The sequence below is a fragment of the Collinsella aerofaciens genome, from assembly GCF_015546965.1.
Lineage (GTDB): Bacteria > Actinomycetota > Coriobacteriia > Coriobacteriales > Coriobacteriaceae > Collinsella > Collinsella aerofaciens_X.
On record NZ_JADMUF010000001.1, the window covers coordinates 16,442 to 36,073 of the forward strand.

The window sequence follows — 19,632 nt, forward strand, 5'->3', positions numbered from 1 at the left end:
GGCACTTACGCCTCCTTCTTGGTCGAAGCAACAGAGCTGGCAGCCACGGACGCAGCGCCCGCAGCACCGCCCGCGACATCAAAGCGAGCGACATCCGCGGCGCTCGCGCGACCGGTCACGATGTCAAACGCCAGCTCCTCGGCCTGCGCATGCGTCTTGCCGGCAGCCTCGCCCGCGGTGACAATCGCCAGCACGCGCTCGTACTCGGTCGGAATGACCTTCACAAAGTGCTTGCTCATCGTCTCAAAGCTGTAGAGCAGCTTAATGCCGCGCGGGCTCTGCGTCGCGTCCACGTGCTCCTGGATGAGCTCGCGAATCTGCGCCAGCTCGCCGGCCGTCGGGGCCTTGAGCTCAACGCTCTCGTGGTTCACGCGGGCATCGAGCGTGCCGTATTGGTCAAAGACATAGGCCACGCCGCCCGTCATGCCGGCGGCAAAGTTCTGCCCGACCTCGCCCAGGATGAGTGCCAGACCGCCCGTCATATACTCGCAGCCATGGTTGCCGCAGCCCTCGACCACCACGGTGGCACCGGAGTTACGCACGGCAAAACGCTGGCCGGCAAGGCCGTTAATGAAGCCGCGGCCGCTCGTGGCACCAAAGAACGCAACGTTGCCCACGATGATGTTCTCGTCGAACTTGTAGGTCGCATGCGGGTTGGGGCGCACCGACACCTCGCCGCCCGAAAGGCCCTTGCCAAAGTAGTCGTTGGCGTCGCCGCACACGTTGAGCGTAATGCCGCGCGGCAGGAAGGCGCCAAAGCTCTGACCAGCCGAACCATCGCAGTCGATGGTGATGGAGCCGGCGGGCAGGCCCTCGGGATGCGCCTTGGTCACCGCGTTGCCCAGGATGGTGCCCACGCAGCGGTTGACGTTGGCGATATCGGCACGGAAGCGAATCGGACGCAGGTGCGCACGGGCATCGGCCGTATAGGGCACAAACAGCGTGGAGTCGAGCGTCTTGTCGAGCTCGCTGTCCGCGGCCATCTGCGGCAGGAAGTGGCGACCGTCGGCGCCCGGAATATGGGCACCGAACTCGCAGGTCGCGCTCGCCAGCACGGGCGACAGATCGAGCAGATTTGCTTTGCGGTTGCCCGGGACCTCGATCTGGCGCAGGCACTCGGGATGGCCGACCATCTCGTCGATGGTGCGGAAGCCCAGGCTCGCCATGATCTCGCGCAACTGCTCGGCAACAAAGAGCATAAAGCGCTCAACGTGCTCGGGCTTGCCGCGGAAGCCGTGACGCAGGCGGCAGTTCTGCGTGGCGATGCCAGCCGGGCAGGTGTCCTGCTGGCAGTCGCGCTGCATGAGGCAGCCTATGGAGATGAGCGGCATGGTCGCAAAGCCAAACTCCTCGGCACCCAGCAGGCAGGCGACGGCAACATCGGTGCCGTCCATGAGCTTGCCGTCGGCCTCGAGCACCACGCGTGAGCGCAGGCCGTTTTGCAGCAGCGTCTGCTGGGCCTCGGCAAGGCCAAGCTCCAGCGGCAGACCCGCATGCCAGATAGAGTCGCGCGCAGCGGCACCCGAGCCGCCATTGTGGCCGCTGATCAAGATCTTGTCGGCGGCACCCTTGGCCACGCCGGTGGCGATGGTACCGACGCCCGCCTCGCTGACCAGCTTGACCGACACGCGCGCGCCGGGGTTGGCGTTCTTAAGATCGAAGATCAGCTCTGCCAGGTCCTCGATAGAGTAGATGTCGTGGTGCGGCGGAGGCGAGATCAGGCCGATGCCGGGCGTGGACTGACGGACCTCGGCGATCCAGGGGTAGACCTTCTTGCCGGGCAGGTGGCCACCCTCGCCGGGCTTGGCGCCCTGGGCCATCTTGATCTGAATCTCGAAGGCGCTGCACAGGTAGCGGCTCGTCACGCCAAAGCGCGCGCTTGCCACCTGCTTGATGGCGGAGTTCTTGGAGTCGCCGTTGGCCAGCGGGGTCTCGCGACGTGGATCCTCGCCGCCCTCGCCGGAGTTGGAACGGCCGTGCAGGCGGTTCATGGCGATGGCCATGCACTCGTGCGCCTCTTTGCTGATGGAGCCATACGACATGGCGCCGGTGTTAAAGCGGCGGACGATGTTGAGCGCAGGCTCGACCTCGTCGAGCGCCACCGGGGTGCGGCCGCTGGCATCAAAGTCGAGCAAGTCGCGCAGGCGCACGGCACGGCCGGTGCGGTGCAGGCGGGCGCTGTACTCCTTAAAGGTGTCGTAGCTGTCCTCATGGCAGGCGGTCTGCAGCAAGTAGACGGTCTGCGGATCGATGAGGTGATCCTCGCCGCCGAGCGGACGCCACTTGGTCAGACCCAGCGTGGGCAGCTGACCGGGAGCCGGGCTCTTAAGGATAGCGAGCGCGGCGTCGTAGCGCTCGTTTTGCTCGCGCTCAACGTCCTCGACACCCATACCGCCCACACGGCTCACCGTGCCGGCGAAGTACGCGTTGATGAACTCCGGCGTAAAACCCACGGCCTCGAAGATCTGCGCCGAATGGTAGCTCTGCACCGTAGAGATGCCCATCTTGGACATGATGGAGACGATACCGGCGGTCGCAGCCTTGTTGTAGTTGGCGATGCCCTGCTCGGCCGTCACGTCCAGGTCGCCGCGCGCCGCCAAATCGCGGATACACGCGTGTGCGTTGTACGGATAGATGCCGCTCGCGGAGTAGCCCACCAGTGCCGCAAAGTCGTGCGGGGACACGGCGTCACCGCACTCCACCACGATGTCGGCAAAGGTACGCACGCCGGCGCGGATCAGGTGGTTGTGCACGCAGCCCACGGCGAGCAGCGACGGCACGGGCACCTCGCCCGCAGCGGCACGATCGCTCAACACCACGATGTTCACGCCGTCGCGGACCGCAGCCTCAACATCCTCTGCAAGCTGCTTGAGCGCAGCCTGCAGCGCGCCCTCGCCGGCATCGCGGCGGTAGACGGCACGGAAACGGCGGGTCTTAAAGCCCACGCGGTCGATGGCGCAGATACGCTCGAACTCTTCCTCGTTGAGCAACGGGCGCTCCAAGCGCACCAGCTGGCAGGCCGTACGGGAATCCTCGAGCAGGTTGCCGTGGTTGCCCAGGTAGAGCGTGGTCGAGGTGACCATATGCTCGCGAAGGGCATCGATGGGCGGGTTCGTGACCTGAGCGAACAGCTGATAGAAGTAGTCAAAGAACGAGCGCGTCTTCTTGGACAGGCAGGCCAGCGGCGCATCGATGCCCATCGAAGCGAGCGGTGCCTTGCCCTGCTGGGCCATGGGACGCACGACCTCGTCAACATCGTCCCAGTGATACCCGAGCTTAGCCATGCGCACGGCGGCGGGTACCTCGGCGTCCTCGGCGGGCGTTGCCGCAACGGGCTCATCGAGCGCGTCAACGGTCAGCGTCTCCTCGGCAATCCAATCACGGTAGGGCTTTTCCTTGGCGTAACGGGCGCGCAGCTCATCGTTGTAGATGACGCGGCCGCGGGCAAAGTCAACCTCGAGCATCTGGCCCGGCCCCAGACAGCCGCTTGTCAGGATGTTCTCGGGGCTCACCTCGATGGTGCCCACCTCGCTCGCCAGCATAAAGCGACCGTCGCGCGTCACATAGTAGCGGGCGGGGCGCAGGCCGTTACGGTCGAGGGCGGCGCCCAGCGTGCGACCGTCGGTAAAGGCGATGGCCGCCGGGCCATCCCACGGCTCCATGAGCATAGACTGGTAAGCGTCGTAGGCGCGGCGCTCCTCGCTCAGGCTGTCGTTGTGGTCCCACGGCTCGGGCAGCAACATGGACGCGGCACGCGTAAGCGGGCGACCGTTCATGACCAGGAACTCGAGCACATTGTCCAGAATCGCGGAGTCGGAACCCTCACGATTGATGATGGGCATCACGCGCTCAAGATCATGTTGCAGTACGGGGCTGTACAGGTTGGGTTCGCGGGCACGAATCCAGTTGACGTTGCCCTTGAGGGTGTTGATCTCGCCGTTGTGGATGATAAAGCGGTTGGGGTGCGCGCGCTCCCAGCTGGGCGTGGTGTTGGTGGAGTAGCGCGAGTGGACGAGCGCCACGGCCGTCTTGACGGCGGCGTCGTTGAGATCGATGAAGAAGCGGCGCATCTGCGTGGCGACCAGCATGCCCTTGTACACGATGGTGCGCGAGCTCATGGAGCACACGTAGAAGATCTTGTCACGCAGGGCAAACTCGGCGTCGGCCTTCTTTTCGATGGTGCGGCGGCACACGTACAGGCGACGCTCGAAGGCATCACCGGCGGGCGTGTCGTCCGGACGACCCAGGAAGGCCTGCAGGATAGTGGGCATGCAGGCGCGGGCCGTCTCGCCCAGATCGTGCGGGTCGACCGGCACCTCGCGCCAAAAGAGCAGCGGCACGCCGGCCTCGGCGCAGCCCTCCTCAAACACGCGGCGGGCATCCTCTACGCCCTTGTCGTCCTGCGGGAAGAACAGCATGGCCACGCCATAGTCGCCCTCTGCCGGCAGAATCTGGCCGCACTTTTGAGCCTCTTTACGGAAAAAGTGATGCGGAACCTGGAACAGGATTCCGGCGCCGTCGCCGGTGTTCTTCTCGAGTCCGGTGCCGCCGCGGTGCTCCAAGTTGACCAGAATGGACAGTGCGTCGTCCAGAATCTGGTGATGGCGCTCGCCGTTGATATCGGCAAGCGCGCCGATGCCACATGCATCGTGGTCGAATTCGGGGCGATAAAGGCCCTGCTGCTGAGCGGAATCTGCCTGCATCGCGATCCTCCCCTTGGTGTTAGACAGTCAGTTGAATAGGCATACTAGAAGCATCGCCGGCCCGTTGTGTTTCCCGCCCGTTTCGAAACAATCGCGTAACGCACACCCTACGAGTGGACACCGCCGACCTCAAGGACGACGACAAGGCCCCAAGTTCGGCCTGCAAACTCACCTCTTCAAACATCTCAATCTGTAACAGTAAGACCCAATTTCGACGACTAACTGTTACAGATTGAGATGTTTTCGAGAGACGGTTCCGAATGTCTCAATCTGTAACACGAAGAGCCGGTTTTTGCAGCTAACTGTTACAGATCAAGACATTTCGGCAATCCCCTTTCACCATCCTATTCAAATACAACAATTTTGTTAGTCTTGGTTAACTTTTTAGCCTAAAACGGGTATCCTTTGCGGCGTCAAACAAACGGCACGCATGTCGCGCCACATTAAGGAGGCCCCTATGGCAAACCAGACAGACCGGCAGACGATCCAACTCGTCCTTATCCGCCACGGAGAGTCGGAGTGGAACAAACTCAACCTGTTCACCGGCTGGACCGACGTAGAGCTCACCGACACGGGCCGCGAAGAAGCCGCCGCAGGCGGTCGAGCCCTCAAAGAAGCCGGTTTCGACTTTGACGTCTGCTACACTTCGCGCCTCAAGCGCGCGATCCACACCCTCAACATCGTGCTCGGCCAAATGGATCGCGAGTGGCTGCCCGTCATCAAATCCTGGAAGCTCAACGAGCGCCACTACGGCGCGTTGCAGGGTCTCAACAAGGCCGATGCCGCGGCGGAGCACGGCGACGAACAGGTGCTCATCTGGCGCCGCTCCTTCGATATCTGCCCGCCGGCACTCGAGCCGAACGACGCGCGCGATCCCCACACCCAGGAGCAATACCGTGATGTCGCACCCGACCAGCTGCCCTACACCGAGTGCCTCAAGGACACGATAGCCCGCGCCTGGCCTTATTTCGAAGACGAGATTCGCCCCCAGATGCTCGCCGGCAAGCGCGTACTCATCGCCGCACACGGCAACTCCCTGCGCTCTCTCGTCATGAAGTTCGAGCACCTCACGCCCGAGGAGATCCTCAAGGTCAACATCCCCACCGGCGTGCCGCTCGTCTACACCTTCGATGCCGATTTCAACGTCCTCGACAAGCGCTACATCGGCGACCCGGCGACCATCGCCGCCAAGATCGACGCCGTGGCCAACCAAGGCAAGGCGCGCAGGTAACCCCAACCCAAACCCGACGCGTGGCGCCGCACGACCCAGATGCGACGCCACGCCGCCCATACACAGGAGCGCACCATGCTCAACCATCTCAAACAACACTTTGGCTGCCGACGCACCGGTGGTCACGGAGGCCTAGACATTGCGCGGCACATCGGCCCCGGGCTGCTCGTGACCGTCGGCTTTATCGACCCGGGCAACTGGGCCTCCAATATGGCCGCGGGCTCGCAGTTTGGCTACGCGCTGCTGTGGATCGTCACACTATCCACGATTATGCTCATTGTGCTGCAGCACAATGCGGCGCACCTGGGTATCGCCACGGGCGCCTGTCTTGCCGAGGCCACGACACGTTACCTCCCCCGCTTCGTTGGACGCACGGTGCTCGCCAGTGCCTATCTCGCGACCATCGCCACCGCCATGGCCGAAGTCCTGGGTGGCGCGATTGCCCTTCAAATGCTCTTTGGGCTGCCCGTGCGTGCGGGCTGCGTCATCGTGGCGGCAGTATCGATGGCGATGCTCATGACGAACTCCTACAAGCGTGCCGAACGCTGGATCATCGCCTTCGTAGGCGTGGTAGGACTCTCGTTTTTGGCCGAGCTTGCACTAGTCAAGGTCGACTGGCCGCAAGCCGCCGCAAGCTGGATCACGCCCAGTATGCCCACTGGCTCTGCCGCGATTATCGTGAGTGTCCTTGGTGCGGTCGTTATGCCCCACAACCTCTTTCTACGCTCCGAGGTCATCCAATCCATGCACTTCGAAGGCCAAGGCGAGCAGGTTATCGAAGAGCGTCTGCGCTATGAGCTCTTCGACACGCTCTTTTCGATGGGCGTGGGCTGGGCAATCAACTCGGCCATGGTCATCCTGGCCGCAACGACCTTCTTTGCGCACGGCATTGTCGTAGACGACCTCGCCGTCGCAGCGGACACGCTCTCCCCCATTCTGGGCCCAGCAAGCTCGACAATCTTTGCGGTGGCGCTGCTGTTTGCGGGCCTCTCGAGTAGCGTGACGGCGGGCATGGCGGCGGGCACCATCACCGCGGGCATGTTCGACGAGGAATACGACATCCACGACCGACATTCCTCGATCGGGGTGGCGGCCTGTTTCGTCGGCGCAGTGGCGGCGTGTCTGGTCGTCCCAAATCCTTTTGAAGGTCTCATCTGGAGCCAGGCACTGCTGTCGCTTCAGCTGCCGATTACGGTCTTTGTGCTCATACGACTCACCAGTTCGCCCAGCGTCATGGGCAAATACGCCAACTCGCGCCCGCTCAACGCGTTGCTCGTAGGGATCGGCGTCGTCGTGACGATTCTCGACATCGTGCTGCTAACGGGGATGTGATCGGACGGGGCACCTACCCAGGCAAACGTCTCGATCTGTAACACGTAGACCCCGTTTTCACTGCTAGATGTTACAGATTGAGATCTTCTGCCGGACGGTTTTGGTTTGTCTTGATCTGTAACAAGTGGACCCAATTTCCGCTTCTAGATGTTACAGATCGAAACATTTCTTCAGCTCCAACCTTTTGTCTCAATCTGTAATAGATAGACCCGTTTTGAGCCGCCAGATGTTACAGATTGAGACAAACGGTCGGCCGGACTCACGACAGACAGGATCGGCTAACAGCAGCCGTGATCCCCTGGGGACGGAGGAAAAGGGCCCCGGCCGAGAATTCGACCGGGGCCCTTGGACAGAGCTATATGTTGCTGCAAGTCGTGTGTCTACGAGCTACTCCTCGACGAGCTCAAACTGATCGGGACCCACACCGCAGACCGGGCATACGTAGTCCTCGGGCAGCTCGGGCGTGTCGACCTCAACCTCGTAACCGCAAACGACGCACACGAACTTATAGGTCTTTTTCTCCTCAGCCATGATGTTCTCCTCTCGAACGCGACTGGTGATGTACTTCGTCTATTAGTATAGATTCTCAATAATATAATGCAAGTATTTTTAGAACATTTTTAGCCTTGATACGACGGGGCTTTGGGCGGCGTCTTACCCTTTAGCACCTTGTGATAGTAGTCATACGTCAGCGGCGTCTCGTCGCTCAGGCGCTCGGCATCCTCGACCTCGCCAATAAACAGCAGATGCGTGCCCACATCCACAGTGTCGATCAAACGGCAGCCAAACAGGGCCGCCGCGTGCTCGGGCACATAGGGCATGCCCAGAGCCGTCTCACGGCTCTCGTATTTGGCAAACTTGTCATAATCGCTGCTGGTGCGGAACCCAAAGTTACCGATGTAGAGCATGTCGGCGGTCTGATCGATCACGGTCAGCGCGAACGCTTTGGCCGTGGCAATGACGCCCGAGGTGACGTTGTCCTTATTCACGGCAATCGAGATGCGCGGCGGGGCGGACGTCACCTGCACCGCTGTGTTGATAACGCAGCCGGCACGCAGCCCGTCGGCCGCGGCACTCACAACATACAGGCCGCTCGGCATCGTAAAGAACGCAGTTTTGTCCATAACGATCACTCCCCTAGCTCAGGTTGGAACCTCATGGATGTATGTACCCACAAAAAAGGCGGCACCCATAACGGACGCCGCCTTTGAGACATATGTGTCAGAACAGCAAGAAAGATGAAACGCCCGCAGTTGCGGTGAAATAGGGACTGAATAGCCCCTCAAACAGGCAAAACAGTCCGTATTCCACCGCAACTTATACAGAGTGTCTAGCGGTTGCGCTCTTTGAGGGCGCGGTCGATCTCGCGTTGGACATCACGCTTGGCCATGTCCTCGCGCTTGTCATAGAGCTTCTTGCCGCGACCCAGACCCAGCAGCAGCTTTACGCGGCCGTCGGTATTAAAGTAGAGCTCCAACGGAACCAGCGCATAACCACGGTTGCGAAGTTTGCCGTCAAGAAAGTCGATCTCCTTGCGGTGCAGCAGCAGACGACGCCGACGGTCGGGATCGCGATTCCACACGCCACCATGGCTATAAGGGTGGATATGCAGGCCGACGAGCCAGCACTCCCCGCCGCGGATCAGCGCGAAGGTATCGGTAATCTGGCAGGCGCGCTCGCGAATCGACTTGACCTCGGTGCCACTCAGTTCAATACCGCATTCGAACGTCTCATCGATAAAGTACTCGTGATGCGCCGAGCGATTCTTGGAAATGAGCTTGCGCTCGCGCTTACTGGGCATCGCCGGCCTCCTTGGCGCCATCGGAACCCTTGCCCGTAGCTTCGCGCTTAGCCTTGCGCTCGGCGTTGAGCTCGGCGTCGCTCTCGCGCACCAGTTTAATAATCGCCGCACAGGCCTCCTCGCCCACCAAGTCGCGAGCACGCACCGTCAGGCGCGTCGCCTCCTGCTTGTCGCCGTCGCTTGCAGCATCGGTAGCGCACATAATCAGGCAGATGGCAATCTCGGCCGAAGGCGAGGTCGGCACGCCTTGCAGGGCCAGTTCACCCATCACGTGCTCGTCGCTCTCCTCGGCGGCATCCGGATAGGTAGTATGGATCTTGTTGAGCAGGCGCGTCGTATGCGTATCGTTGGGCGCCAGGCGCAGCGCCAGACGCGCGCAGCCCACGGCAGCCGAAACGTTCTCGGTCTCGGGCTCCAAGAAGTACTGACCCAGATTGGCGTAAGCGCGGGCGGCGCACTTGCCATCGCTCGCGCGCTCTAGCACCGAAAACGAAAGCGAAGCCCACTCCTGCTTGTCCTCGAGAGCGCGGAACAGCTCGGCCAAATCCAAGCGATAGTTGCAGTTCATGGGGTCCCAACGCACAGCCTGCATCAAGGCATTACGAGCGCTCACATAATCCTGCTGGCGAATGTAGGCAAACGCCATGTCAGAGTACAGGCGGTCAAACGGCACCTCGACCTGCACGAGCTCGCGCGGATCCTTCTCCACGCGGCGATAGGCCAAGCGCTCAAACTTGCTATCGAAGCTAAAGTATTGGCGCTTCTCCTCCGTCTTGCACTCGGCGTCGATATACTCCTCGGCGAGCTCCACCAGGCGCTCCAGCAGCGGCGTCGCCGTAGCCAGGTCGCCCTGCGCCAGATAGTTCTCGGCATACGTGATGTCTTGCAAGCTGATGGGCAGGTCCATGACAACTCCTCGGTCCGGGCGGCAGACTCAACGCGCGCCTTAAACATCGGTCAATACACAAAACCCGGGTCTCTTACGAGGCCCGGGCGTTCAATTTTGGTAGCCCGTACCAGATTCGAACTGGTGATCTCCGCCTTGAGAGGGCGGCGTCCTAAACCGCTAGACGAACGGGCCATATGTAGCAAATGCAATGGCTGGGATGGAGGGAGTCGAACCCCCATTGACGGAACCAGAATCCGCTGTCCTGCCATTAGACGACATCCCAATGACTGCATCGCTGCGCTCGGCTGTGCCTTTGCGCAAGAAAGAAATATACGGGAAGTCCCGCCGTGACGCAAGCCCTAATTTTGACTTTTTTGAAATTCAGTCAAATACGGCCAACACGTGAAGGACCTGTGAAGCACCAGCGACACCTACGGCGTCAAAGCCCGTAAAACATCCCACATCTACCGCTGGTAGATTACAACAATGCAGCACTCACGGCTGATGGCACAATCGAACCGTCATCATTGCACGGATATCGAGGCGCCATGGACGAAGAGCTTGATTACCTATGGGAGACCCTGGGCCTCGAGATCACTGCTGACCTTTGGCCCGAACGGGACAAAATCCATCCCACACTGCGCCCCGCCATCACGGTGATGCAGGCAAAATACCGCCGTGCATCCTTTTTGATCATGCGGATGTCATGGCACGCGGGACTCCCCGACCTTAAGCGAATCCAGGCTAGCCTCGTCGAGCTGTCCGGCATGCCGACCGTCATATCCGAGGCGCACCTGGAGCAGCGCCAGCGCGAGCGACTGCAACAGCAGCGGATTCCCTTTATCTGCCCCGGCGTTCAGGCATATCTGCCCTTTATGGACGAAGAGTACTGGAGCGGCAAGCCCAACAAGCACGTAAAGGTCTACGATCCGCACGAATGGGCACAGCTCGAGGATTGAGCCGAGCGAGCCAGCCGATGGAAAACACGTCCCACCCTGAGTACTCAAAACGGGACGCACTTTCCGCAGCCGCTACAGTAACGCCTCGGCCCAAGCCGCTTCCCTAAAGCCGGGAATCGCAAAGTCGTCGCCCACCAGCAGCGGACGCTTGACCAGCATGCCGTCGGTCGCCAGCAGCTCGTAGCACTCCCGATCCGTCATGCCCGCATCCAGACGCGCCTTCAGGCCCAGCTCTCGATATTTCATGCCCGACGAATTAAAGAAGCGCCGCACCGGCAGCCCCGAACGAGCAATCCAGGTCGCAAGCTCATCAGCCGCGGGATTGTCCAAAACGATATCGCGGTCGATATACTCTACCCCATGTTCGTCCAGCCATGCCTTGGCCTTCTTACAGGTCGAGCACTTGGGATATTCAACAAACAGTACGGTCATGGGATTTCCTTTCTTAGAGAAAACAGGTGTCTGGAAAACTGCACATCGACGACCACTCGCGATTGCAGCCGTTATTGTAGTCAATGTCGAAGCGTAGGCAGTCGCGATGTCTCGTCTTAAGGCTAGTGCCTCGCATGGGCGCCGATCGGCCGAGTCACATGGCGCACCAACGCCGCTGCCAGCAATACCAACAGCATGGCGGTGATATAGCCCGCAGCATCGAATCCTAAATCGATAACGTCGAAATGCCTGCCGGGAACAAAGATCTTATGTACCTGATCGCCAACGGAGCAGGCGGCGCAAAAGAACAATACGGGCACGCAACGGGAGCACACGCTCCACGGACGCCTGGAAAGGCAAACCACGACCACCGAGGCGAACAATCCGACGAAGAAAAACTCTACGGTATGGGCAACGCGACAGACGTTCGCGCCCACCCACATGCGAATGGAAGCAAGTCGGCCAGACCGGACATTCGAGGCAGCCGAATCGGTGCCTCCGGTCATTCCGTTCTCCGTCTGGGCTTCACCCGTGGCATCGGCGGCCTGAACGCTCGTAGCCTGACCCTCCACCACACGCGCGGTAGACTCGCTCAACAACGACGTCTCCACCGCATTTTGCTCCGTCAGCACCCAGATGCCCGTCAGCGTTACAGCGAACAGAACGATCGCGGTCCATCCGATTATTTGTTTTACGCGTGCCAAGGGCCAACCTCCTTTTTTGAATATCAGCGAGTGTAGCCCCAAATGACATCGTCACCGTATCAAAATTTGAATCGCAACAGGAAGCGACAAAGCGACGCAAACCCCTACCCCGCCTCGCGCATCCAGCGATCGAACGTCCCCACGCACACGCCCAGGCACTTTGCTGCCTGGCTGCGGGTAATATCGCCCGCCTCATAGCTATCGCGCACCAGCTCAAACTGAGGAGGGCACGGCTTGCGAGGTCGACCGAAACGGACCCCTCGCGCCCGCGCCGCTGCAATTCCCTCTGCCTGGCGCCGATGGATATTCTCGCGCTCCACCTGCGCCACGTAGCTCAGCAGTTGCAGCACAATATCGGCAATCAGGGTGTTGGTCACATCCGGCGCGCCGCTGGCCCTGACGCGCGTGTCAAGCAATGGCATGTCCAACACCACAATGGCAACCCCGAGCTCCTTGGTAATGCGTCGCCATTCCTCAAGAATCTCGGAGTAATTACGGCCAAGTCGGTCGATAGAAAGCACCACCAGCACGTCCCCGTCTCCCAGGACGTGCAGCAGCTCGCGATAACGCGGTCGATTGAAGTCCTTGCCGCTCGCATGGTCGGCATAAATATTCGCCGAGCCCACGCCATAGGCGCCCAGCGCATCCAGCTGCCGATTAAGATTCTGATCGCGCGAACTCACCCGCGCATAACCGTACACCGTCGCCATCTCATCCCCGCTTTCTTGTAAACCTGCCAAAAGGGACAGGTTTATTTTGGTAGGTTTTACCTCTCAAATAGCAGGTAAGCGGGCGGCCGAGCAGACGGCAAGGTAGTCACGATTCAAATGCGGAGGACGGCCCCGAAAGACCGCCCTCCGCTCCCCCACCATCAGTCGGGATTTGGCTAATGGATAAGCTTAAAGTCCAAGTGCCCACGCGTGGTATTGACGCGCGAGACCTCGATGATCACGCGCTGCCCCAGCTCGTAACGGGTGCCCGTGTCGGCACCCGTGAGCGTTAGCGCGTCCTCGTCGAACTCGAACCACTCGTTGCCCAGGCTCTTGATCGAAACCAAGCCTTCGACCTGCGTTAGATCCAAGCGCACAAAGAGGCCCATGCTGCTAACCCACGAGACGGTTCCGGCATAGCGCTCGCCCAGACGGTCCTCATAGTACTGGGCAATCTTGATCTTTTGCGTCGCATGGCTGGCGGCATCTGCCGCGCGCTCGGCATCGCTACATGCGCGGCAGATCTGCGGCAGAATGCGCGGCAGCGACTCGCGCCCCTTGCCGATCAGCCGCGGCGTACGGACCAAGGCGTCCTTGCCGCCGAGCTGCTCATAGGCCAACTGCAGTTTGAGCACGCGGTGCACCACCAGATCGGGGTAGCGACGGATGGGACTCGTAAAGTGACAGTAGCACGGCGCGGCGAGCGCAAAGTGGCCCTCGTTGCGCGGCTTGTACAGCGCGCGCTGCATGCTGCGCAGAAGCAGCGTGTTAACGAGCGGTGCGTTGGCCGTACCGGCGGCAGCATCAACTGCAGCCTGCAGCTCATCGGGGCTCCCCAGGGCAATACCGGCAGCACGGCGATCGTCGATGATGCCTAGCTGCGCCAGCGCAGCGGCAGCACCGTGCAGGCTATCGGGGCTCGGATCCTCATGCACGCGATAGCAGGCCTCGATATCACGGTCTGCCAGCCACTCTGCAACGCACTCGTTGGCGAGCAGCATGGCTTCCTCGATAAGCGACGTGGCACACGAACGTTCACGCGCCACAATCTGCACGGGTACTCCGTCCTCATCCAATAGAGCGCGAATCTCGGCTGTGTCAAAATCGACTGAGCCGCGGGCGCGACGAATACGACGGCGAAGTTCGGCGAGTTCGTTAGCGGCGACAAGGAAATCGTCGAGGTCGATGTTGTAGCCGCGGGCGGCCTCCTCGCACGCAAGACCGCGCTCAAGCGCTTCCTCGCGCGAGGTCTCGGCAGCCGCAACATCCTCGGCTGCACCCTCCAGCACCGAATACTCAACCGCGCCGGCACGCACCAGCAGCGCCTCGGCGCCGTCATAGTCCATACGCACACGCGAGCGAATCACGCTGGGGTACGGATCGTAATGCCGCACGCGACCCTGCGCATCGAGCTCGATATCGACGGTAAACGCAAGACGGTCCTCGTCAGGGCGAAGCGAGCACAGGTCACAGGACAGGCGTTCGGGCAGCATGGGAAGCACGCGATCGGCCAGATACACCGATGTCGTGCGATGGCGAGCCTCAAGATCGATATGCCCGTCCCAAGCCACATAGTGTGAAACGTCGGCGATATGCACACCCAGCTTATAGCCGCCCTCGGGCGTGCGCTCCAGCGAAATGGCATCGTCAAAGTCGCGCGCGTCGACCGGGTCGATCGTGATGACAAAGCGGTCGCGCAGATCGCGGCGGAGCGGATCCTTAAGCGCCGCGGACACATCGAGCGAAAGCCCCTCGGCCTCGTCCAGCGCGGCCTCGGGATAGCTATCGGTATAGCCGTAGCGCGCCATCACATATTGAACGCCCAAATCGGGCGCGTCATCTCCGCCAATGCGGCGCTCGATCGTCACGGTGCCCGATTCCAGGCGCGTCGGGTAGGTCAAAATGCGCGCGACAACGACATCGCCCGGGCGGACGCCCAGGCGATCCGCCGAGGTATCCTCGGGCAGAATGAAGAAGTCGGCCTTCAGGCGCGAATCGAGCGGCTCAATCACACCGAGCGGACCGGCGGTCTGGTACGTGCCCACCACGCTTATAGCTGCGCGCTCAACCACGCCCTCGATCACGGCGCGACGCTCGCCATGCGGGCTGTTCTTAATGCTCACGGCAACGGTATCGCCGTCCATGATCTCACGCTTGCCGCGACCCATGACCTTGTAGTCGCCATTCTCGGTTATGACATAGGCACTGTGCTCATGGAGCTGCACGCGCCCGGTCAGGCTCGGACGGCGTTCGCTGCGCACCGGCCCGCGCTTATTGCGAGCTCCACGCTTATGCTTGTTATTGCGCCCCATGGCGCCTCCTAACTATCGATTGCCGTTTACATCCCAAGAGTCTACCCAAATGATCCCTAGGGGACAAAAAACGGGCCGCCCCATAAGAGACGACCCGTTGGAAGGGATGAATTCCAGGCATGCCTACACGCGCAGGTAGCGGCGCATGGCGATGGCAGAACCAAAGAGACCGATAATCACGCCGACCAGAATCAGCGCAGCATAGGTCACCAGGTAGTACTGCATCGGCAGGGCAAACGACATCCAGCCGATGCTCTCCTGCAGACGCGGAATCATCAGATTGCGCAGCAGCTCCAGAACGCCGATGGAAAGCAGCGAGCCCAAAATGGCCTGCAGTACGCCCTCGGTGATAAACGGGCCACGAATGAAGCCATTGCTGGCGCCGACCAGACGCATAATCGCAATCTCACGACGACGCGCCGTGATGGACAGGCGAATCGTGTTGTTGATGAAGATGAATGCGATAAAGGTCAGAAGGCCAACGAGCACCACGGCGGCGATGCGGATGTAGTTGGTCACCTGGAACAGGCGGCTCACTTCCTCCTGTCCGTACAGCACGCTCGCGTTGACGTCGCCGTCATCCGCGATCTTCTGGAAATCGGCATCCTTCTTGAGCTTCTCGGCCGTGCTCTCGACCTTGGACGGATCGTCCATCTCAATAGCGAAGGAAGCCGGCAGCGGGTTCTGGCCATCGAGCGCGCTCATGGTGGCGTCGGCGTTGCCCGACATCTTGCTCGTATACTCGGCCAGCGCGTCGTCCTTGTCCTTATAGGTCACGGACTTGACGTTATTCCACGTCTTAAGTTCGGCCTCAAAAGCCTGAACATCGGCCTGATCGGCGTCATCACTAATGAACGCGTTGATGACAACCTGATCCTCGACGGTGCCGATCACGGAGTTCAGCATCGCGGAGCCCATGATGAACAGGCCGATGATAAACAGCGAAAGGAAGATCGTGATGACGGCGCCGAGCGAGGTAGTCCAGTTACGGAAGAAGTGGCTGATTGCCTCTTTGAAGGAGTAGCCCACGTTAGTTGGTGCCATAGTTGCCGTAACCTCCCCTCTCCTGGTCGCGGATAACGTGGCCGCCCTCGAGGGCGATCACGCGACGGTGCATGCTATCGACCATCTCGCGGTCGTGCGTGGCGACGATCACGGTGGTGCCGGTGCGGTTAATACGCTCGAGCAGCTTCATGATGCCCAGCGAGATCGCCGGGTCGAGGTTACCCGTGGGCTCGTCGCAGATCAGCAGCGGCGGACGGTTGACCATAGCGCGGGCGACGGCAACGCGCTGCTGCTCGCCACCGGAAAGCTGGTCGGGCAGCGAGTCCATCTGATCGGCCAGACCGACCAGACGCAGCACCTCGGGCACCTGGCTGCGAATGACGCCCTTGGGCTTGCCGATGCACTGAAGGGCAAACGCCACGTTTTCGTAGGCGGTCTTTTGCGGCAGAAGCTTAAAGTCCTGGAACACGGCGCCAATCTGGCGGCGCAGGAACGGAACCTTGCGGTTCTTGATCTTCATGAGGTCCTGACCGGCAACCAGGATGCGGCCGCTCGTCGGCTTGACGTCGCGGTTGAGCGTCGACAGCAGCGTGGTCTTACCCGAGCCGGAGTGACCGACCAGGAAGACGAACTCGCCCGGATAGATCTCGATGTTGATGTCGTCGAGTGCAGGCTTGTTGGGCTGTGCCGGATAGATCTTGGTGACATGCTCCATAAGGATGACGGGCTCGACACCGGCCTGCTTGGCCATCTTCTTGCGGCTGGCCTGGGGATCGATGGGCGCAAACACCGACGTAAAATCGGGGTTGTTGAGCGCGTTATCGAGGCTTGCGACCTCGGCGGCCTGATCGCTCTCGACCACCGGGGCAGCAGGCTGCGTGGGGTCGGGAATAGCGGCAAAGAGACCGGACTGTGCAGGCTGAGGAGCCGGCGTCGCAGGGGCCAAGGGGTCGGGAATGCCGGCCATGGTAGGCTGCGGCGTGGCGGCGCCAGCCTGAGGCTGCTCCACGCGAGCGGTCACGACCTGAACGGGCTCAAAACCCGCCGTGCCGGAAAGCGCGACATCGCTGGTGGGATTGTAGGCAAAGGGATCGGATGCCGGCTGTGCCTGATCTGCCGGCTGAACGGGGGCCTGAGCAACAGGCTGGCCCTCTGAATCCGGAGTGGCGAAACGACTGCCCTGGACGCCTGTCTGCGTCTTGGGGGCATCATCGCCCGCACCGGAGGTACGGAAGTGGTTACCCACTGGTGCTCCTTATCGTCGTGCGTTTAAACTACATGAGCGCTTTGTATTTTAGCAGCATTAGCTTTGCTGCACATAAGAAGCATGGCGGAGCCTGGTCTCACCGGCCGCGCACAGGGCTACCTCCCAAATCGTCCTCGGACATGTCGGAGCCCCCGCTGCGCACTACGTGCGGCGGGGGCTCCTCCGTCCTGCGGAAAGATTTGGGAGGTAGCCCTGTGCGCGGCCTGCGGCTACTAAGGGGCCGCCGCGTTTATCTTGGGGTGCTGCATATACAAAGTTGGAAGGGTCTGAATTGCACTTTGCTGTACTGGGCTCTTTTCCCTGATAAGGCATTGCTTGACAGGGCTTCTTCATAAGTTGCGGTGAAATAGGGACTATTTCACCAGCTAAAAGGCCTAATCAGTCCCTATTTCACCGCAACTTCTATTTGGGCTAATTGTTGCGCAACTTAGATTGGATTGATCGACTTACAGTGGCCTCGTTGGGATCTTCTTTGGTTGCGAGGCTGGTATGGATTGTCCTTGTTGTGGTGCTGAGTTGCGTGGTGGTGTGAGGTACTGCACGGCTTGCGGGGTTGCCGTTCATGGCTTATCGGCTGCCTCGGCGCTTTGGATACAGTCTCGGAAGCATATTGTGGTCGTTCTTGTTTGTATGTTGACGATTGCTTTTGCCGGCGGCAGCTGGCTGGGGCTTCAGCTGTATCAGGCAATGTCTTGCTTTATTTCGGCTCATTCGGAGCATGCTATTGTACTCAACATCTCGGCCGCGGATTGGGATACCGATAACGGGGCCTCGCGTGTCCCGATACACATTACGGGCAAAACCGTCGACGGAATAACAGTCGACGAGGTTGATTATGTAGCCTCCGACGGTTCCGGCATCAGCCTCATACAAGGCGTGTACACGCTCGAGGCGGCAGGCTCTCCTATCGCCGCCGACGGTACGATCTATCAAATTCCATGCACGAGCGCCACACTCACCCTCGACGATGTCTTCGCCACGGGCGAAACGATCAATCTGGCCGAGCTCGCCGAGCAAGACTCAATACTCACCTTCCGCCCCATCGATGCCGGCGATATGACCAACGACGAGATCTACAACGCCGCATTGCTTGCCATGGCATACAAAGGCAACGATGCGCCCAGTGTGGCAGCACTATGTCAGGCCGCAATCAATCGTCGTGCCGCCGCCAGCACAAGCGGGAACGCCTTCATAAGTTGCGGTGAAATACGGACTGATTAAGCCTTTAAGCTGGTAAAACAGTCCGTATTTCACCGCAACTGAAACAGGGGCGCCCTCTTATAGAGAGCGCCCCGTTCGCATTTCCATGTTGTTGGCATGAGGCCGGCTGTGAGCCACCTCGTCTTAGGCCAAGAACTCCTTGGTGGTCGCCACGATGTTGGCGGCGTCCAGGCCGTATTTGTGCAGGAGCTCGGCACCCGGGCCGGACTCGCCAAAGGTGTCATTGACGCCGATCTTCTTAAGCGGCGTCGGGCACTGCTCGCACAGGACATCGGCGACGGCGCTGCCCAGGCCGCCAATCACGGAGTGCTCCTCGACGGTCACGACGTGGCCGGTCTTGGTGGCGCTCTTGACGATCAGGTCGGCATCGATGGGCTTGATGGTGTGCATGTTGATGACCTCGGCGTCGATACCCTCGGCAGCGAGCTGCTCGGCGGCCTCGAGAGCCTCGCCGACCATCAGGCCGCAGGCGATGATGGTCACATCGGCGCCCTCGCGCATGACAATGCCCTTACCCAACTCGAACTTGTAGGTCTCGGGGTCGTTGATAACCGGCGAGGCCAGACGGGCAAAGCGCATGTACACCGGACCGTCGCACTCGTAGGCGGCGCGCGTCACGGCACGGGCCTCGATGTCGTCGGCAGGAACGATAACGGTCATGCCGGGGATGACGCGCATAAGGGCGATATCCTCGCAGCACTGGTGCGTGGCGCCATCCTCGCCCACCGAGATACCGGCGTGCGTGGCACCGATCTTAACGTTAAGGTGCGGGTAGCCGATGGAGTTACGGACCTGCTCAAAGGCGCGACCGGCAGCGAACATGGCAAAGGTGCTCGCGAAGGCAACACGACCGGTGGTCGCGATACCGGCGGCAACACCCATCAGGTTGCTCTCGGCGATACCCACGTCGAAGAAGCGGTCGGGGCAAGCGGCCTTAAACTTGCCGGTCTGCGTGGCGGCGGCCAGGTCGGCGTCGAGGACCACAAAGTCATCGTGCTCGTTGGCGAGCTCGACGAGGGCCTCGCCGTAGCTTACGCGCGTGGCGATTTTCTTGACGTCTGCCATC

Annotated in this window: 16 protein-coding genes and 2 tRNA genes; 4 read left to right on the forward strand and 14 right to left on the reverse strand. The window is 60.8% G+C overall.

Going from position 1 to position 19,632, the window contains the following annotated elements; translation table 11 throughout:
• Positions 1-5 precede the first annotated feature (5 nt).
• Entirely contained in the window at positions 6-4,703 is a 4,698-nt protein-coding gene (gltB, locus tag I1M21_RS00060) for a glutamate synthase large subunit (protein WP_195191953.1), read from the reverse strand.
• 457 nt (positions 4,704-5,160) lie between these two features.
• On the opposite strand from gltB, the gene gpmA reads away from it, so the two are divergent.
• Both gpmA and I1M21_RS00070 read left to right on the forward strand, forming a co-directional pair.
• A complete protein-coding gene (gene gpmA, locus I1M21_RS00065) occupies positions 5,161-5,934 on the forward strand; it encodes a 2,3-diphosphoglycerate-dependent phosphoglycerate mutase (protein ID WP_195191954.1) in 774 nt (257 codons plus the stop codon).
• A 75-nt stretch (positions 5,935-6,009) separates the two neighbouring features.
• On the forward strand, positions 6,010-7,266 hold the full coding sequence (locus I1M21_RS00070; protein ID WP_195191955.1) for an Nramp family divalent metal transporter: 1,257 nt from the start codon (positions 6,010-6,012) through the stop codon (positions 7,264-7,266).
• Positions 7,267-7,653: 387 nt separating this feature from the next.
• Here the strand turns inward: I1M21_RS00070 and I1M21_RS00075 are convergent, their stop codons facing one another.
• The 6 genes from I1M21_RS00075 to I1M21_RS00100 form a co-directional block, all read right to left on the reverse strand.
• A complete protein-coding gene (locus tag I1M21_RS00075; RefSeq protein ID WP_055251878.1) occupies positions 7,654-7,797 on the reverse strand; it encodes a rubredoxin-like domain-containing protein in 144 nt (47 codons plus the stop codon).
• Between the two features lie 89 nt (positions 7,798-7,886).
• Positions 7,887-8,390, reverse strand: coding sequence for a flavin reductase family protein (locus tag I1M21_RS00080; protein ID WP_195191956.1), 504 nt, complete (start codon positions 8,388-8,390; stop codon positions 7,887-7,889).
• 206 nt (positions 8,391-8,596) lie between these two features.
• The gene (gene smpB / locus I1M21_RS00085; protein WP_006235325.1) at positions 8,597-9,067 is read right to left on the reverse strand and encodes an SsrA-binding protein SmpB; all 471 of its coding nucleotides are present in this window, start codon (positions 9,065-9,067) and stop codon (positions 8,597-8,599) included.
• On the reverse strand, positions 9,057-9,974 hold the full coding sequence (locus tag I1M21_RS00090; protein WP_195191957.1) for a tetratricopeptide repeat protein: 918 nt from the start codon (positions 9,972-9,974) through the stop codon (positions 9,057-9,059). Before I1M21_RS00090 ends, smpB begins: the two co-directional genes overlap by 11 nt.
• A 97-nt stretch (positions 9,975-10,071) precedes the next feature.
• Positions 10,072-10,148, reverse strand: a tRNA-Glu gene (locus tag I1M21_RS00095).
• A 17-nt stretch (positions 10,149-10,165) separates the two neighbouring features.
• Positions 10,166-10,239 (reverse strand) — tRNA-Gln (locus tag I1M21_RS00100).
• A gap of 265 nt (positions 10,240-10,504) precedes the next feature.
• Between I1M21_RS00100 and I1M21_RS00105 the strand changes: the two genes are divergently transcribed.
• Complete coding sequence (locus I1M21_RS00105; RefSeq protein WP_117564211.1) at positions 10,505-10,915, forward strand: hypothetical protein; 411 nt, start codon at positions 10,505-10,507, stop codon at positions 10,913-10,915.
• Positions 10,916-10,987: 72 nt separating this feature from the next.
• Here the strand turns inward: I1M21_RS00105 and I1M21_RS00110 are convergent, their stop codons facing one another.
• The 6 genes from I1M21_RS00110 to ftsE all read right to left on the reverse strand — a co-directional run bounded on the left by I1M21_RS00110 (position 10,988) and on the right by ftsE (position 17,324).
• A complete protein-coding gene (locus I1M21_RS00110; protein WP_195191958.1) occupies positions 10,988-11,347 on the reverse strand; it encodes an arsenate reductase family protein in 360 nt (119 codons plus the stop codon).
• Positions 11,348-11,469: 122 nt separating this feature from the next.
• On the reverse strand, positions 11,470-12,051 hold the full coding sequence (locus I1M21_RS00115) for a VanZ family protein (protein WP_195191959.1): 582 nt from the start codon (positions 12,049-12,051) through the stop codon (positions 11,470-11,472).
• 104 nt (positions 12,052-12,155) lie between these two features.
• A complete protein-coding gene (locus tag I1M21_RS00120; protein ID WP_195191960.1) occupies positions 12,156-12,761 on the reverse strand; it encodes a recombinase family protein in 606 nt (201 codons plus the stop codon).
• Positions 12,762-12,937: 176 nt separating this feature from the next.
• Entirely contained in the window at positions 12,938-15,073 is a 2,136-nt protein-coding gene (locus I1M21_RS00125) for a ribonuclease R family protein (protein WP_195191961.1), read from the reverse strand.
• 123 nt (positions 15,074-15,196) lie between these two features.
• Positions 15,197-16,117 carry a permease-like cell division protein FtsX gene (gene ftsX / locus I1M21_RS00130; RefSeq protein ID WP_006235311.1) on the reverse strand — a complete coding sequence of 307 codons (921 nt, stop codon included), beginning with the start codon at positions 16,115-16,117 and terminating at the stop codon, positions 15,197-15,199.
• Positions 16,104-17,324 (reverse strand): cell division ATP-binding protein FtsE, encoded by a 1,221-nt coding sequence (ftsE, locus tag I1M21_RS00135; protein WP_271763142.1) that lies wholly within the window; start codon positions 17,322-17,324, stop codon positions 16,104-16,106. The genes ftsX and ftsE overlap by 14 nt, the downstream gene beginning before the upstream one ends.
• 651 nt (positions 17,325-17,975) lie before the next feature.
• Between ftsE and I1M21_RS00140 the strand changes: the two genes are divergently transcribed.
• Positions 17,976-18,566, forward strand: coding sequence for a hypothetical protein (locus tag I1M21_RS00140; protein ID WP_229025486.1), 591 nt, complete (start codon positions 17,976-17,978; stop codon positions 18,564-18,566).
• Between the two features lie 123 nt (positions 18,567-18,689).
• Here the strand turns inward: I1M21_RS00140 and I1M21_RS00145 are convergent, their stop codons facing one another.
• Entirely contained in the window at positions 18,690-19,631 is a 942-nt protein-coding gene (locus I1M21_RS00145; RefSeq protein WP_195191963.1) for a transketolase family protein, read from the reverse strand.
• Between the last annotated feature and the right edge of the window lies 1 nt (position 19,632).

Coding starts and splice junctions, on each gene's coding strand:
- ftsX (WP_006235311.1), bottom strand. CDS start 16,117: ATGGCACCAACTAACGTGGGCTACTCCTTCAAAGAGGCAATCAGCCAC.
- I1M21_RS00145 (WP_195191963.1), bottom strand. CDS start 19,631: ATGGCAGACGTCAAGAAAATCGCCACGCGCGTAAGCTACGGCGAGGCC.
- I1M21_RS00080 (WP_195191956.1), bottom strand. CDS start 8,390: ATGGACAAAACTGCGTTCTTTACGATGCCGAGCGGCCTGTATGTTGTG.
- gltB (WP_195191953.1), bottom strand. CDS start 4,703: ATGCAGGCAGATTCCGCTCAGCAGCAGGGCCTTTATCGCCCCGAATTC.
- I1M21_RS00070 (WP_195191955.1), top strand. CDS start 6,010: ATGCTCAACCATCTCAAACAACACTTTGGCTGCCGACGCACCGGTGGT.
- I1M21_RS00125 (WP_195191961.1), bottom strand. CDS start 15,073: ATGGGGCGCAATAACAAGCATAAGCGTGGAGCTCGCAATAAGCGCGGG.
- I1M21_RS00110 (WP_195191958.1), bottom strand. CDS start 11,347: ATGACCGTACTGTTTGTTGAATATCCCAAGTGCTCGACCTGTAAGAAG.
- smpB (WP_006235325.1), bottom strand. CDS start 9,067: ATGCCCAGTAAGCGCGAGCGCAAGCTCATTTCCAAGAATCGCTCGGCG.
- I1M21_RS00140 (WP_229025486.1), top strand. CDS start 17,976: ATGTTGACGATTGCTTTTGCCGGCGGCAGCTGGCTGGGGCTTCAGCTG.
- gpmA (WP_195191954.1), top strand. CDS start 5,161: ATGGCAAACCAGACAGACCGGCAGACGATCCAACTCGTCCTTATCCGC.
- I1M21_RS00090 (WP_195191957.1), bottom strand. CDS start 9,974: ATGGACCTGCCCATCAGCTTGCAAGACATCACGTATGCCGAGAACTAT.
- I1M21_RS00105 (WP_117564211.1), top strand. CDS start 10,505: ATGGACGAAGAGCTTGATTACCTATGGGAGACCCTGGGCCTCGAGATC.
- I1M21_RS00120 (WP_195191960.1), bottom strand. CDS start 12,761: ATGGCGACGGTGTACGGTTATGCGCGGGTGAGTTCGCGCGATCAGAAT.
- I1M21_RS00075 (WP_055251878.1), bottom strand. CDS start 7,797: ATGGCTGAGGAGAAAAAGACCTATAAGTTCGTGTGCGTCGTTTGCGGT.